The organism is Clostridium bowmanii (genome assembly GCF_018861315.1).
GTDB classification, from domain to species: Bacteria; Bacillota; Clostridia; order Clostridiales; family Clostridiaceae; genus Clostridium_AD; species Clostridium_AD bowmanii.
Map to the genome: position 1 here is coordinate 159388 of NZ_JAHLDL010000004.1, position 14962 is coordinate 174349.

Annotated in this window: 14 protein-coding genes and 1 pseudogene; all 15 read left to right on the forward strand. The window is 30.1% G+C overall.

Annotation, left to right across the window (positions count from 1 at the left end):
* Positions 1–33 precede the first annotated feature (33 nt).
* Complete coding sequence (locus KPL51_RS04245; RefSeq protein ID WP_216157820.1) at positions 34–297, forward strand: hypothetical protein; 264 nt, start codon at positions 34–36, stop codon at positions 295–297.
* A pseudogene (gene hcp, locus KPL51_RS04250) lies at positions 279–1517 on the forward strand (hydroxylamine reductase); the annotation flags it as partial. The gene KPL51_RS04245 and the pseudogene hcp, both read left to right, overlap by 19 nt.
* 566 nt (positions 1518–2083) lie before the next feature.
* Positions 2084–2314 (forward strand): hypothetical protein, encoded by a 231-nt coding sequence (locus KPL51_RS04255; RefSeq protein WP_216157822.1) that lies wholly within the window; start codon positions 2084–2086, stop codon positions 2312–2314.
* 56 nt (positions 2315–2370) lie between these two features.
* Positions 2371–3240 (forward strand): YihY/virulence factor BrkB family protein, encoded by an 870-nt coding sequence (locus tag KPL51_RS04260; RefSeq protein ID WP_216157824.1) that lies wholly within the window; start codon positions 2371–2373, stop codon positions 3238–3240.
* Between the two features lie 72 nt (positions 3241–3312).
* Positions 3313–3714: a hypothetical protein gene (locus tag KPL51_RS04265; RefSeq protein ID WP_216157826.1), complete on the forward strand. Its 402-nt coding sequence runs from the start codon at positions 3313–3315 to the stop codon at positions 3712–3714.
* Between the two features lie 161 nt (positions 3715–3875).
* Complete coding sequence (locus KPL51_RS04270) at positions 3876–4031, forward strand: lmo0937 family membrane protein (protein ID WP_216157828.1); 156 nt, start codon at positions 3876–3878, stop codon at positions 4029–4031.
* A 201-nt stretch (positions 4032–4232) separates the two neighbouring features.
* A complete protein-coding gene (locus KPL51_RS04275) occupies positions 4233–4391 on the forward strand; it encodes a hypothetical protein (protein ID WP_216157830.1) in 159 nt (52 codons plus the stop codon).
* A 500-nt stretch (positions 4392–4891) separates the two neighbouring features.
* The gene (locus tag KPL51_RS04280; protein ID WP_216157832.1) at positions 4892–5779 is read left to right on the forward strand and encodes a metallophosphoesterase; all 888 of its coding nucleotides are present in this window, start codon (positions 4892–4894) and stop codon (positions 5777–5779) included.
* A gap of 574 nt (positions 5780–6353) precedes the next feature.
* Positions 6354–7202, forward strand: a complete 849-nt coding sequence (locus tag KPL51_RS04285; protein ID WP_216157833.1) for a sialate O-acetylesterase — start codon at positions 6354–6356, stop codon at positions 7200–7202.
* A 63-nt stretch (positions 7203–7265) separates the two neighbouring features.
* The gene (locus KPL51_RS04290) at positions 7266–7790 is read left to right on the forward strand and encodes a PadR family transcriptional regulator (protein WP_216157835.1); all 525 of its coding nucleotides are present in this window, start codon (positions 7266–7268) and stop codon (positions 7788–7790) included.
* A gap of 274 nt (positions 7791–8064) precedes the next feature.
* Positions 8065–9813 (forward strand): ABC transporter ATP-binding protein, encoded by a 1749-nt coding sequence (locus KPL51_RS04295; protein ID WP_216157837.1) that lies wholly within the window; start codon positions 8065–8067, stop codon positions 9811–9813.
* Between the two features lie 692 nt (positions 9814–10505).
* The gene (locus KPL51_RS04300; RefSeq protein WP_216157839.1) at positions 10506–11381 is read left to right on the forward strand and encodes a formate/nitrite transporter family protein; all 876 of its coding nucleotides are present in this window, start codon (positions 10506–10508) and stop codon (positions 11379–11381) included.
* A gap of 168 nt (positions 11382–11549) precedes the next feature.
* On the forward strand, positions 11550–13835 hold the full coding sequence (hypF, locus tag KPL51_RS04305; protein ID WP_216157841.1) for a carbamoyltransferase HypF: 2286 nt from the start codon (positions 11550–11552) through the stop codon (positions 13833–13835).
* A gap of 84 nt (positions 13836–13919) precedes the next feature.
* A complete protein-coding gene (hypA, locus tag KPL51_RS04310; protein ID WP_216157843.1) occupies positions 13920–14261 on the forward strand; it encodes a hydrogenase maturation nickel metallochaperone HypA in 342 nt (113 codons plus the stop codon).
* 3 nt (positions 14262–14264) lie between these two features.
* Positions 14265–14933 (forward strand): hydrogenase nickel incorporation protein HypB, encoded by a 669-nt coding sequence (hypB, locus tag KPL51_RS04315; RefSeq protein ID WP_216157845.1) that lies wholly within the window; start codon positions 14265–14267, stop codon positions 14931–14933.
* Positions 14934–14962: the final 29 nt, after the last annotated feature.

The window sequence follows — 14962 nt, forward strand, 5'->3', positions numbered from 1 at the left end:
CCTATAGAATTAAGATAACAGGAAACATCACATATGGAAGTCCTGTTTCACAATGAAACTACTGCTTTTATTCAAGATATGAGCAAGCTGTTATCGGAGACTGTAAAGCAGCATCATATTGTAGATAGTGGTCATAATATTTTAGATGAGCTCAATGACAAAGTAAAAATTCATATGAATGAAATTTCTAAGTCAACAAAAAATACTAACGACTTAACAGACAATTTATACTCAGAAGGAAAAGATTTTGCAGTAGATTTAATACATTTGGCTTTAGCAAAGAAGAGGAAGAATTAAATTTACCTGATGCAGCAGTTTGGTTTTCTAATGACTTAAAAGCATTTGATGAAAAAGCCGCAACTGTTGGCATACTATCAACGCAAAATGAAGATATAAGATCTTTAAGAGAACTTCTAATTTATGGGCTTAAAGGAATGGCTGCATATGCTAAGCATGCCAATAACCTTGGATATGACGATGAAGGACTTCATGCATTTACTCAAAAGGGATTAGCTTCAACTTTGGACGATACTCTAGGAGTTGATGAACTTGTAGCTTTAGTACTTGAATGTGGTAAATACGGTGTGGATGCCATGGCACTACTTGATAAAGCAAATACCACAAGTTACGGAAACCCTGAAATAACAAAAGTTAATATAGGAGTTAAAACTAATACTGCTAACTATTATCCTGCATTTAAAAAGTACAAGCACTTGGTAGGTAATTACGGAAATGCATGGTGGAAACAAAACCAGGAATTTGATAGCTTTAACGGTCCAATACTTAGGACTACAAACTGCATTGTGATTCCAAAACCATCTTATAAAGATAGAATATACACTACCGGAGTAACAGGTTTTCCAGAGGTTAAGCATATAGAAGACGGAGTAAATGGAAAAGCGAAAGATTTTTCTCAAATAATTAAAAAAGCTAAAAAATGTGCAGCACCTAAAGAAATTGAAAAAGGTGAAATAGTAGGAGGCTTTGCTCATAATCAAGTAATAACTCTTGCAGACAAAATTGTGGATGCTGTTAAAAGCGGAGCAATAAAGAGATTCTTTGTAATGGCAGGCTGAGATGGACGTATGAAGAGCCGTGATTATTATACAGAATTTGCTCAGAAGCTCCCAAAGGATGCAGTTATACTTACAGCTGGTTGTGCAAAATATAAATATAACAAATTGAATTTAGGTGATATTGGCGGTATTCCAAGAGTACTAGATGCTGGTCAATGTAATGATTCATATTCATTAGTTGTAATTGCGCTTAAACTTAAAGAAGTATTTGGACTCGATGATATAAATGAACTTCCTATTTCTTATAATATTGCATGGTATGAACAAAAAGCAGTTATAGTATTACTAGCATTATTACACTTAGGAGTTAAGAATATTCATTTAGGGCCAACCCTTCCTGCATTCCTATCGCCAAACGTGGTAAAAGTATTAGTTGATAGCTTTGGCATTGGTGGAATAAGTAATGTAGATGATGATATTGATATGTTCATGGGTAAATAACAATTAGAACTTAAAGATGGTGTTTATTATTATAAATAAGTAATCTAAAAAATGTTAAAGCTTAAGAAGCTTTAGCATTTTTTATTTCTATATTATCCAATTAAAATAAAAGCTCTCATATGAAAAGTATGCAGAATTTAGTATATTAAATACAAATGTATTTAATACAAATATATGTTAATAAGAAAATAATACCAATTTGCTACAATACATTTTTAGGTAACATTATTAAAAGTGACGAATAAGTTAAAAGTTGGAGAAATAAAACAACAGGAGGTAGTTTAATGGAACAACAAAATATAACAGATTGTGGAGCCAAAAAGTTCCTATAATGTAGGGTGTAGGGACTTTTTTGAGGTTAGTTACTACATCGACTTAAAATACTCAGCAAAAGGCTTTTAATACATCCAAATTTGATGATCTTGCCGGGTCGAAAAATGTTGGAATATAGCTAAAAGTGTGATATAATGAAATGAAAGAATATTCAAAACAATGTGAAAAAAATAAAAAATTGAAAAATTAAAAATAAATTATTTTAGAATAATAAATAAAAAGGAGATAAATCAATGGTAGGATCATTACAAAAGATGGTACGTAGATTTATTATAAGGACTGGTGAACCGGCCAACATTCATGGTGACAATGACCAAATTGTTCCAATTGGTGTGGCGGCTCTTAAATCATTCAAGTTCATAAAAAACTCAATACTAAAAGTATATAAGTGCTATTCGTATATTACATTATTAAGGATAAAATTTTATATCTTAGGTAAACGAGAAAAGGCAGATTACTACTGATCTTAGAGGAGGTAATTACAATTGAAAATTTAAGAAGCTCCCTTTTATTTAGATATATGGAACAACTAATATTTAGGTATAAGGATGATGATTTACCATCGATGAGTGCTCAAATGACATATTACTTAATACTAGCTTTTTTTCCTTTTTTACTTTTCCTAATTAATTTGTTAAGTTTTACTCCTCTTTCAAGTGAAATACTTATTACAAATTTTAATAAATTTCTTCCCAATGAGACTGGTGCTTTAGTAAAAAGCGTTGTGGTAGAGACTTTACAATCTAAAAGTGAAACTCTTTTGATTGTAGGTATGATAGGAAGTCTTTGGGCAGCCTCTAAAGGAATATCCGCTATTATTAAATGTCTCAATAAAGCCTATGACATAGAGGAAAATCGTAATTTTATTAAACTTAATTTGATAGCCATTGTTTCTACTATTGGGATAATAATTATGATAATACTGTCATTTTTTATGATAGTATTCGGACAAATTATAGGAAACTATGTTTTTGGTTTAATAGGAGCGACTCTATTGTTTAATATTATTTGGTCATTTTTAAGATACTGTATTCCTCTTTTAACAATGTTTACTACATTCTCTTTAATATATAGGTATGTACCAAATAGAAAGTTGAAATTTAATACTGTTATAAAAGGTACTATTTTTACGACTGTTGGGTGGGTCGCTACTTCTTTGTTATTTTCTTTTTACGTAAATAATTTTGCCAATTATCAAAAAGTTTATGGAAGTTTAGGTGGTATTATAGCTTTAATCAGCTGGTTATATGTTAGTACCTTAATTATCCTATTAGGGGGGGAATTAAATGCAATTAATAGATATTTTCAAAGCAAAGAAAAAATTAAAAAATATGACTCTTATAAGTTAATTATTCCTTTGATAGATAAATTTAATAAAAATAAATTATAACAGCCATATAGGTTTGAAACCAAAGCTTCAAAATACAAAGGAAAACATTGAAAAAATCTAAGAGGATAGAAGATGGGGCATATGGTAGTTTCAATATCACTTAGTGAAGTCTTAATATTTGTACTTTCTGTTGTGGGTATTATTATATTAATTTATTTAGGATTTGCATTAAAAAATATAAATAGCATACTAAAGGATATTAAGTATATAGTTGATAGAAATAAAAATAACTTAGATAATACGATTGCCTCATTACCAGCTATAGCCTCTAATGTTAAGGCTATAACGGGAGAAGTAAGCGAAGGAATTACAAATATAGCAGCCACAGCTGAAACTATAGAAAAAAACATAGCTGACTCCTCAGGCTCAATAGTAAAAAAGACTGAAATAGCCGTTGATTATGTACAAGTTATAAGTGAAATAATTAAAGCAGGAATAAATTATTTAGAAAAACGAAAGCGAAAGCGTAAATAGCTTGGAAAAAATCAAGAATAAAAAAAGTGTGAATTACAGGTAGCAATAATTGGTGGAGTTGTTGTATTTGAATTTAAGAGAAAGATGACCTTAAAATTAATTAGAATATTATAATTAGATTTAAGTTATCATAATATATATTACGAAAGGTGTTGATTTACATGGTATTCTTACGCTGGATAGGCGGTATAATAGTATTCTTTTGGGTACTAGGATTAATACTTAGAATTGGCGGTAGTATGATTCATTTGTTACTTATAATTGCTGTTATTGTGTTCATTATAGATTTAATTTTAGGAAAAGGTAAAAGAACCTAAACACATATAATTTATTTGCAGTTTGTTATTAGTTCTGTGATAATATACATTTAATAACTTTAGTTTATTTGAATGAGCCTGGTTATATACAGGCTTTATTTATTTTTTTTGTGATCTTTTTTTGTAATGCAACAAAGCTTTTTAAAATATGCATTGATCAAAAAAACCATACCCACCTATCATTTGTTTGGAAATAAGTTCGTGTTTTATCCATTTAAAGTTATGATGGGTAGCTTTGTTCGAGTTTTTTCAGCGGTAGGTAGAATCTTATTGTTTTTTACAACGGGACTTACTACTACTTTTGGATTTCAGAGAATGCTTGATACGCTGGTGTCAAAGCATTTAGAGGTTTTTAACTGAAAATTGAAGTGTGTTTTAGGTTCCCTCAGACTGATGCTTGGGGGGCGACCACCTTTATTAAAGTTAAGGGTATTTCTCGTTAGATAGGGGGATAAGAGCATACCATACTAGTGAGGCAATTATTATTATTATTATTATTATTATCAACTTATCATCTAAAATTGTATAATATTGTTCATAGTGCATCGCTTTGATTACTACCGTCACCTTGTCAACAAAAATAGCTGACCATTTCCATTTTTTAGTTGGTTTTCCTAAAAAGATGTTTCACAAATAAAAATGTGGTAATAAATCATATCAAAATATAGTACTTATATCATACATAAAAGTAACAACTATCACCATTTGTGCCTTATTTGAATATATATATACTAGTGTAATAATCTTTGGAGTAACTATTAAATGTATGAAGCAGTGATAATAAGAAAATCATGAATTTACAAATATCAGAATATATACAGATATAAAAAGGTAAATTGATGGTTAAAATGGGGGGGAGCATGAATACATTAAAGCACTTATCTAAAGTTTTTAAGTCATCGGAGGAAATTCTTATTGACGATTCATCCAAGATTGTTTTAATGAGTGACTGCCATAGAGGAGATGGAAGATGGTCAGATGATTTTTCAAACAATCAAAACATTTATTTTGCCGCCTTAACTCATTACTATGATGAACATTACACTTATATAGAGATTGGGGACGGAGATGAGCTTTGGGAGAATAAAAAACTTTCTGATATTAAGAGGATACATAGCGATATTTTTTGGCTTCTGTCTAAATTCTATAAAGAAGATAGGCTCTATTTTATTTATGGAAATCATGATATGGTAAAAAAGAATGATAGATTTGTGAAAGAAAATTTATACACATATTTTGATGAGCCGGAGGAAAGATATATTCCTTTGTTCGAAAATATTAAACTCCACGAGGGATTAATATTAAGGAATACGGTTACTAACGATAAGATTTTTTTAACACACGGACATCAAGTTGATTGTTTAAATTACAAAGTGTGGAGATTGACCAGATTTTTGGTCAGGTATTTATGGAGACCTCTTAACTCCTTTGGAGTAAAGGATCCAACCAGAACAGCAGAGAATTATCATAAAAAACTAGCAGTAGAAAAAAAACTAATTAAATGGGTAATAAAAGAAAACCAGATGCTAGTTGCAGGGCATACACATAGGCCTATGTTCCCGGAAGTAGGTGAGCCTCCATATTTCAACGATGGAAGCTGTGTTCATCCTAGATGCATAACATCAATGGAAATTTGTTTTAGTAATATCAAACTCGTAAAATGGTATATTAACACAAAGGAGGATGGAACTTTGTTCGTAGATAGAGAGGTACTTGCAGGCCCAAGAAAATTAAAAGATTACTTTTAGTACTTAAGGATAATATAAGTATAGTAAAGTAAAATCGTAATATGCGGAACGGATTTTCTTATAGATATGGTACAAAAAAAGGATTATGCAACTAAAACTTATTTAATACAATCAAACTATCGAGAATAATTTTTTATTAAAAAAAGGGTTTTATTTAATAGGAAGGATACTTTTAAGCTGTGGAATTTTAATTTTTCACGACATTAGTCTATTACCATTCCTATTATAAATAATATTTAGGAAACTGGTTCTAATTTCTATACCCAATTGGTTACACGCATAACTAAACTGTGTAAATGTATCCTCTTCAACTGAAGGGGATTTTTTCTGTTTATATTCAAATACAGTACGTCTATCAGTGAATAACATGTCGTAAATCAATCATAGGGTTTACTTCTTAAAAAAAATATAATTGACAATTAGTCTAATTAGACTATAATATATAAGCGAGAGTAGTCTAATTAGACTATGTGTCTAATGAGTAAAAAATTAAATAAATCAGCAATGGCGTAACATTTATTGAGAACTGAAACATATCTTTATAAATGTTAAACAAAAGGGAAGGATGAGAAAAATGGTTAAATCGTTTTTAATCCTAGGACAGTCGAATATGGCTGGACGAGGGTTTATTCATGAAGTAACCCCGATTTATAATGAAAGAATACAAATGTTGCGTAATGGTAGATGGCAAATGATGACTGAACCCATCAATTATGACCGTCCTGTTTCAGGAATAAGTCTGGTCGGTTCATTTGCAGATGCGTGGTGTCGTCAAAATGAAGAAGATACTATTGGGTTAATTCCTTGTGCTGAGGGTGGAAGCACTCTGGATGAATGGGCTGTAGATCAAATACTTTTTAGACATGCAATAACTGAAGCTAAATTTGCTATGCAAAGTAGTAAGTTAACAGGAATTCTATGGCATCAAGGAGAAACTGATAGTATGAATGGTAACTACAAAGTCTATTACAAAAAATTACTTATAATTATTGAAGCTCTTAGAAAGGAGTTGAATGCTCCAGATATTCCTGTCATTATTGGTGGGTTAGGAGATTTTTTAGGCAAAAATGGATTTGGAAAAGGCTGCACGGAATATAACCTTATTAATCAAGAGTTACAGAAATTTACTGTCGAACAAGATAATTGTTGCTTTGTCACAGCATTAGGTTTAACTTCTAATCCTGATGGTATTCATATTGATGCAATTTCTCAAAGAAAATTTGGGATGCGCTATTTTGAGGACTTTTCTAATAAACAACATGTGTTGAAGCCATTGATTAATGAAAATGAGTTGATAAAAATTAATAATGCTAGAACACATACAAAAGCAGAAAAGATATATATAAAAAGTATGGATTTTGCGTTAGAGAAAATATCGTATGATGAATTTGAATCTCAGTTTATACAAATCAACAATGGTTAAACTTTACAATTGCGGAACAACTATCAGCACAATTTTGATGATGAATATAAAGAAGGTGTTTCTTTGATACCATTACTAATTTTAGGTTTATTAAAACAAAGCTCAGGTTCCTACGGATACGAATTATTAGCCTTAATGGAGGAGCGACAGTATAAATATATAGTAAATTTCACTAAAGGGTCATTCTATTATAATCTTCAACAATTAGAAGAAAAACGATATATTAAAAAAATTGACCAATTAGATAATACTAGAGATACTCATAATTATATTATCACTGAACTAGGGGATAAAGAATTTGAAAAATTGATGTATAAGTATGGCTCTAAGACAGATTATATAAACTTATCTTTTTATGCGGCAATGCTATTTGCTAATGAATATAAAAGCGAGGAGTTAACAAAACTAATAAAAATACAAATCGAACAAACTAAAAAGAAAATTTATTTATTAGAACAATCTCTTGAACATTGCGAAACTATGCCTACTTATTTTAAAAAAATGTTGGAAAATTCACTTTCTCATCATATAGTAAATTTTCAGTGGTTTGAAGGATTGTTAGAAGATATAAGAAAAAAAAATCAATAAAACCTTCATAATTTACTCCAAAGATACTGGATATGATCCATTGATTAGGCACCTTAAGAAAAAAAGAATTAAGATAAAGAGAATTGTAAGTTTTAATGAACTGAATAATAACAAAGAAATAAATATAGATGAAACTTATAAAAAAAGGTTAAAGATAGTTTAATTAAAGTAGCAGCAAATTGAAGATCTAAAAAGAGAAAAAGCTTGACCAGGACATAAATATGTTATACTAAAAGAAAAGCCAAGACGCATAAAAGAAAGGGAAATAACCAAAATGGATACAAAAGAATTCCAAAAAAGATCTCTAGTTTCAATATTCTTCTCATATTTTAAACCACACAAAAAACTATTTATATTAGATATGTCATGTGCATTCTTAATTGCAGTTATTGACTTATCATTTCCAGCAATAACTCGTTATTCTCTAAATGAGCTATTACCTATTAATGCTTATAAAACTTTTATAACTATTATGGTGATTATGCTAATTGCTTATACATTAAGAGCTTTTTTCTACTATATAATAACGTACTATGGTCACACTTTTGGTGTATTAGTAGAAGCGGATATAAGAAGCGATTTATTTCAACATATGCAGGAATTGTCTTATGGATACTTTGATAAAAACCGTACAGGTCAACTACTGAGTAGACTTACAGCAGATTTATTTGATATAACTGAGCTTGCTCATCATGGTCCTGAGGATGTTTTTATATCCACCTTGACAATAATAGGATCACTAGGTATCTTATTTACTATTCAGTGGAAATTAACTTTGGTTATTGCTTTAATCTTACCTATATTTTTATTAGTTGTATGGTATAGACGTTCTGAAATGTCAAAAGCTTCTCTTGAAGTGAAAGAAAAAACTGCTTCTATAAATGTAAATATTGAATCAGGAATTTCAGGAATGAAAACAGCAAAAGCATTTGCAAATGAGAATTCAGAATTTGATAAGTTTAGTGAATCAAATGATGCTTTCAAAACATCTAAAACCAAATTTTATAAGGCTATGGGATATTTCAATGCTACAATGGAATTTTTCCTTTGTATTTTGCCAGCAACAGTTATCTTAGTAGGTGGTATATTAATTATGAAAGGACAGATGAATCAAATTGATTTAATCACTTTTACTTTATATATTGCTACTTTTATAACTCCAATTAGAAAACTTTCAAACTTTGCTGAACTATTTGCAACAGGTGGAGCTGGGCTTGTACGTTTTGTAGATATGATGCGTACTGAAACTGAAATGAAAGATGATCCGAGTGCTATAGAGATAGGCAGAGTAAAAGGCGAATTAGATATTAAAAATATTAGTTTTTCTTACAAAAAAGGGATTCAAGTATTACACAATATTTCTCTCCACGTGGATCCTGGCGAAACAATTGCAGTGGTAGGTCAATCAGGTGGAGGAAAATCAACACTATGTAAATTGATTCCCAGGTTCTATGATGTTGATGAAGGAAAAATTTTGCTTGACCATGTAGATATACGTAATGTCACACAAGAATCTTTGCATAAAAACATTGGAGTTGTAGAACAAGATGTATTCCTTTTTGCTGATAGTATTTTAGAAAATATCAGATACGGTAGACCTGATGCTACTTCTAAGGAAGTTGCAATAGCAGCAAAACAGGCTGAGATTTATGATGATATTATTGCTATGTCTGATGGATTTAATACTTTTGTTGGAGAACGTGGTGCAATGCTTTCTGGTGGACAGAAACAACGTATTTCTATAGCCCGTATATTTCTAAAAAATCCACCATTCCTAATTTTAGATGAAGCAACTTCTGCCCTTGATAGTGTTACTGAAGCTAAAATACAAAAAACTTTTGATAACCTAATAATAGGCAGAACAACTTTTGTTATTGCTCATAGATTATCTACTGTTAGAAATGCAGATAGAATTCTTGTATTTGATAGTGGAAATATTATTGAAGATGGAAATCACGAATGTTTAATGGAAGAAAATGGTGTATATGCTGAGCTTTATAAAACTCAGCATATAAGTAAATAGATGATTTCTGAATTTTAGAATAAAACACTCTAGTTATGAGGTTTATTATACAATGTTTTTATATTTGGGACAAAATCAAATGTGGTATAGTAAGACATTATCATAAATCAATCATAAATATGAGATTTTTTCTATTGAATTGATTGACAATGCTTTAAAAATATCAAGGCATTTGTTTGTAAATACAGGAACTATCAAAGTTACTTGTTAATGTAGACGGTGAATGCTAAATCGCATATCCTAATCATAAAAGGGGACTGTGCTTCGCCTCCACCAGTAAAACCCGCAACTAATTAATTAGTTGTGGGTTTTCTTATGATTTGCAATAAAAAAATCAAAAGTAATTAGTAATAACATGGTATAATCATAATTATTTTGATTTAGATTATAAACTTAATTAAAAATGTGAAAGAAATAAGAGCTAAGGAATAAGAGGGAAATGTAATATGGTAAAAGACGATTTAACGAGGAAAACTTTATAAAACTAGAAGAAGTAATTCAAAAGAACAAGCCACTAGAGGCGCGCTTAAATTAAATTACAATAGTAGGATTTGCAAGGAGAAAGAGAATGAATAACTATACGCATGAGCAGAGAATTATTTTTTAAAATACTTAAGATGATATAGAACTTATAATTATTGTTGGTTTTATAAGTATATATTACAAAATAATGTAAATGGAGATGTAAAAATATGAGTGAATTTTTGACACCAAAGGAAATTGCAACGTATACAGAGCAGGCGGGAATTAAAAAAACAAGTATGCCAACTTCTACCTCATTCATTTTAGGTATTTTAGCGGGAGCTTTTATTGCATTTGCTTCCGAAGGGTCAAATATGGCAGCTTTTAATTTATTTGCAAAACCTGAAACTTATGGTTTAGGGAAATGCATTGCGGGTGCAATTTTTGGAACAGGATTAATGCTAGTTGTTATAGCTGGTGGAGAACTGTTTACGGGAAATACATTAATTATTATAAGTGTACTAAAAGGTAAAGTTAAATGGAGCAAAATGCTTAAAAATTGGTCCATTGTATATTTAGGAAATTTTATTGGTTCAGTATTTATTGCTTTTATGATGGTACAATCAGGACTATTTAATAGTGGGGCAAATGGACTCGGAGGAGCTACCATTAAAATTGCAGCTTATAAAGTAGGGTTGTCCTTTATGCCTGCACTATACCTTGGAATTATGTGTAATTGGCTTGTGTGTTTAGCTGTTTGGATGTCATATGGATCAAAAACTATGATAGGAAAAATATTTGCTGTTTTCTTTCCGATATGGTTATTTATAACATCAGGATTTGAGCATAGTGTTGCAAATATGTACTATATTACAGCAGGAATAATGGCAAAAACAAACGCAGCTTGGGTGGCAGCATCTCATGTAACACCAGATAAATTAGCTGGGCTTAATTGGGGAACTTTTGTTACTAAAAACTTAATTCCAGTAACAATTGGTAATATAATTGGGGGAGCTGTTTTTGTAGGAACTGTATACTGGTTTGCTTACCTGAAAGATTCTGCAGAGACAAGCGTTAATTCTAACATTGTTTCAAAAGATATATAAGTTTTATTGATGAAAAATTGATGTAGGAGTTATTCTGCATGATATAAGAACTAAGATAAAGTACATTCTTAGTTCTTGTTATTTTTTAAATGCATATATTGTTATTTAGATTGATTTATGGATTGATTTGAACTTTAAAACTTAGGAAATATATGAAAGGTGTGTTTTATGGATAAAAAGAGATGTTTTATTGTGGTTGAAGGAATAGTACAAGGTGTAGGTTTCCGTCCATTTGTATATAATCTAGCAAAAGCATTTGGGTTAAATGGTTGGGTGAATAATAACTCTGAAGGAGTTTATATAGACGTTGAGGGGTTTGCGGAAGATATACATAAATTAATAAAATGTCTTGAAAATAACCCTCCACTTCTTGCTCGAATAGAAAAAATAACTATAAAAGCAGATAAAGTATTAAATTATTCTAATTTCGAAATTAAAGAAAGTGAAGTGAATTTAGATAAGATTACTTTAATATCACCAGATATAGCTATTTGTAGTGAATGCGAGGAAGATATATTAAATATTAATAATAGAAGACTAGGATATGTGTTTACTAATTGTACAAATTGTGGCCCTAGGTTTTCTATAATAAAAGAACTACCTTATGATAGAGAAAAAACCACAATGAACAATTTTAAAATGTGCAACCAGTGTAATGGTGAATATTTAGATCCTACAAATAGAAGATTCCATGCACAACCAAATGCGTGCAAGGCATGTGGTCCAGAACTTTGGGTAGAAGATTCAAAAGGTAATAGATTAGAAATAGAGAATCTCATAAGTTTTGTTCAAACCATGCTCAAGGAAGGAAAAATATTTGCAATAAAAGGGCTAGGAGGTTTTCACCTTGCCTGTGATGGAATGAATGAGACTTCCGTGAGTAACTTAAGGGAGCGAAAAAAAAGATCCTTTAAGCCTCTAGCGGTTATGATGAAAAATATAGAAACGGTAAAGAAATATTGTAAGGTTAACCAATTAGAAGAGAAGATTCTAACTGGAATTAAAAAACCGATAGTTATTTTGCAGCAAAGAAAAAGCTACGATTTACCTAAAACAATCACACCGAATCAAAAGACCATAGGAGTAATGCTTCCATATACACCTATTCATATTTTATTGTTTTCAGAAAAACTTAAGGTTCTTATTATGACCAGTGCGAATATTAATGGTCTACCTATAGAGTATAAAGATAGTTCCGCAAGAAAGGCCCTTTCCGGTATTGCAGATTATTTTCTCATGAATAACCGTGAAATATATGAACCAGTTGATGATTCTGTATTAAAAGTTATAAATAAAGAGCAAACAATTATAAGGAGGTCTCGTGGCTTTGTGCCTGAACCTTTTAAATGGACCAGTACACGTAATATTTTGGCTTGTGGACCCAATATGAAAAATACTTTTTGTATTAGTAAAGAAGGATTTTTGTTCTTAAGTCAATTTAATGGTGATTTAGAGAATTTAGAAACTTATGATAATTATAACAAAAATGTTGAACATTTTAAAAATATATTTTCTTTTTCACCAAAATTTATAGCTCATGATTTGCATCCAGGGTATATGTCAACTAAATATGCGCTAGAATATGATTTGCCTAAGATAGCAGTTCAGCATCATCATGCTCACATAGTTAGTAATATGTTCGAAAACAATTTAAAAGAAAAAGTTATTGGAATTTGTTTTGATGGAACTGGTTATGGCAGCGATGGGAAAATATGGGGTGGGGAATTCATGATTTGTGATTACCATAAGTTTACTAGAGTAGCTCATCTTGATTATATTAAGATGCCTGGAGGAGAAAAAGCCATTAAAGAACCATATCGAATGGCAGTTTCCTACATTTATAAGGCTTTAGGTGCTTTGGTAAATAAAATAGAAGTTAATGATATAATTTTTGAGCTATATGGTAGCAAAGGAATTAGCTTAATTAATATTTTAAATTCTAATATTAATTGTATCGAGACTTCAAGTATGGGTAGGCTTTTTGATGCTATGTCAAATATGATTGGAATTACAGATACAGTTACTTATGAAGGACAGGCATCCGTTGAACTTGAAGCTATATCAGAAATGGATATTGAAGAATCATATACTTATAAAATAATAAAACAAGGTATGTATATTATTGAACCCTATGAAATAATTATTGAGGCTTTAAAAGATAAAAGAAAAGGGTTATCTGCTAAAATCATTGCATCAAAATTTCAAAACACTATAGTAAATTTAACTGTTAGTATGTGTAAATTAATTAGACAAGACTTTAAGATAAATGACGTTGTGCTAAGCGGAGGAGTTTTTCAAAATTGTTTTTTGCTTACGAAAATATGCAGTAATCTTCAAAACAATAAGTTTAAAGCACATATTCATAAGAATTTACCTTCTAATGATGGAGGGATAGCAATCGGGCAGATAATTATAGCTAATGCAATAATTGAAAATAATGGAATAAGGATTTAGCAAAGATTCTCGTATAAAACATTTTAGTAAAACATTTAACATATATATTAATTAGAAAGAGTTACAAATAATTAGGAGATAAATATGCATGAAGTTTCAATAATTGAAAATGTTATTAAAATAGTTACAGACAAGGCAAATGAAAATAAATTAACTAAGGTTACCAAAGTATCACTAAAAATAGGCGAGTTATCCGGAGTCTCGGCAGAATGCTTAAATTTTGCATTCGACATATGTATTATTGATACAATGCTTGAAGGTTCAACTTTAGAAATAGAGAAAGTTAGTGCAGTAGCTGAATGTTTTGATTGTAAACAAAAATTCCAGATACATCATTTTAATAAACTTTGTCCATGCTGTAATAAATTTTGTTCTAGTATAATTCATGGATATGAGCTTTATGTAAATACAATAGAAGGAGATTAAAATATGAGCAAAATAAATATTGTTACGAGCATTCTTCAAACTAATAATGAGATAACAGCTAAAAATAAAAAATTACTGGATGATAAAGGAATCTATGTAATAAATCTAATGAGTTCGCCTGGTTCAGGTAAGACTACACTACTTGAAAGAATAATAACAAAGCTTAAAAATAATATTAATATTGCTGTAATTGAAGGAGATATTTATACAACTAAAGATGCACAGAGAATAGAGGCGCAGGGTGTTCCAGTGGTTCAAATTAACACTGGTGGAGCTTGCCACCTTGATGGGTCAATGATAAAAAATGCATTAAATTCAATAACTCTTGATAAACTTGATCTACTTGTAATAGAAAATGTAGGTAATTTAGTTTGCCCCGCAGAATTTGAAATTGGGGAAGATATAAAGATTTGTGTTTTGAGTACTCCAGAAGGGAATGATAAACCTTTGAAGTATCCACTAATGTTTGAAAAAAGTGGTGTTATTATTTTAAATAAATTAGATTTAATAGAATTTACTGATTTTGATAAAAAAGAGTTTTACAGAGATATAAAATCTCTAAATGCTAATGCGGATACATTTGAAACATCCTGTGTTAAAAATCAGGGTATAGATGAAGTATGTTCATGGTTAATGGGGAAAATTGAAAATAAGAAAAAATTAATTAAATAATATTGTTGCATCACAGATCATGATTTAAT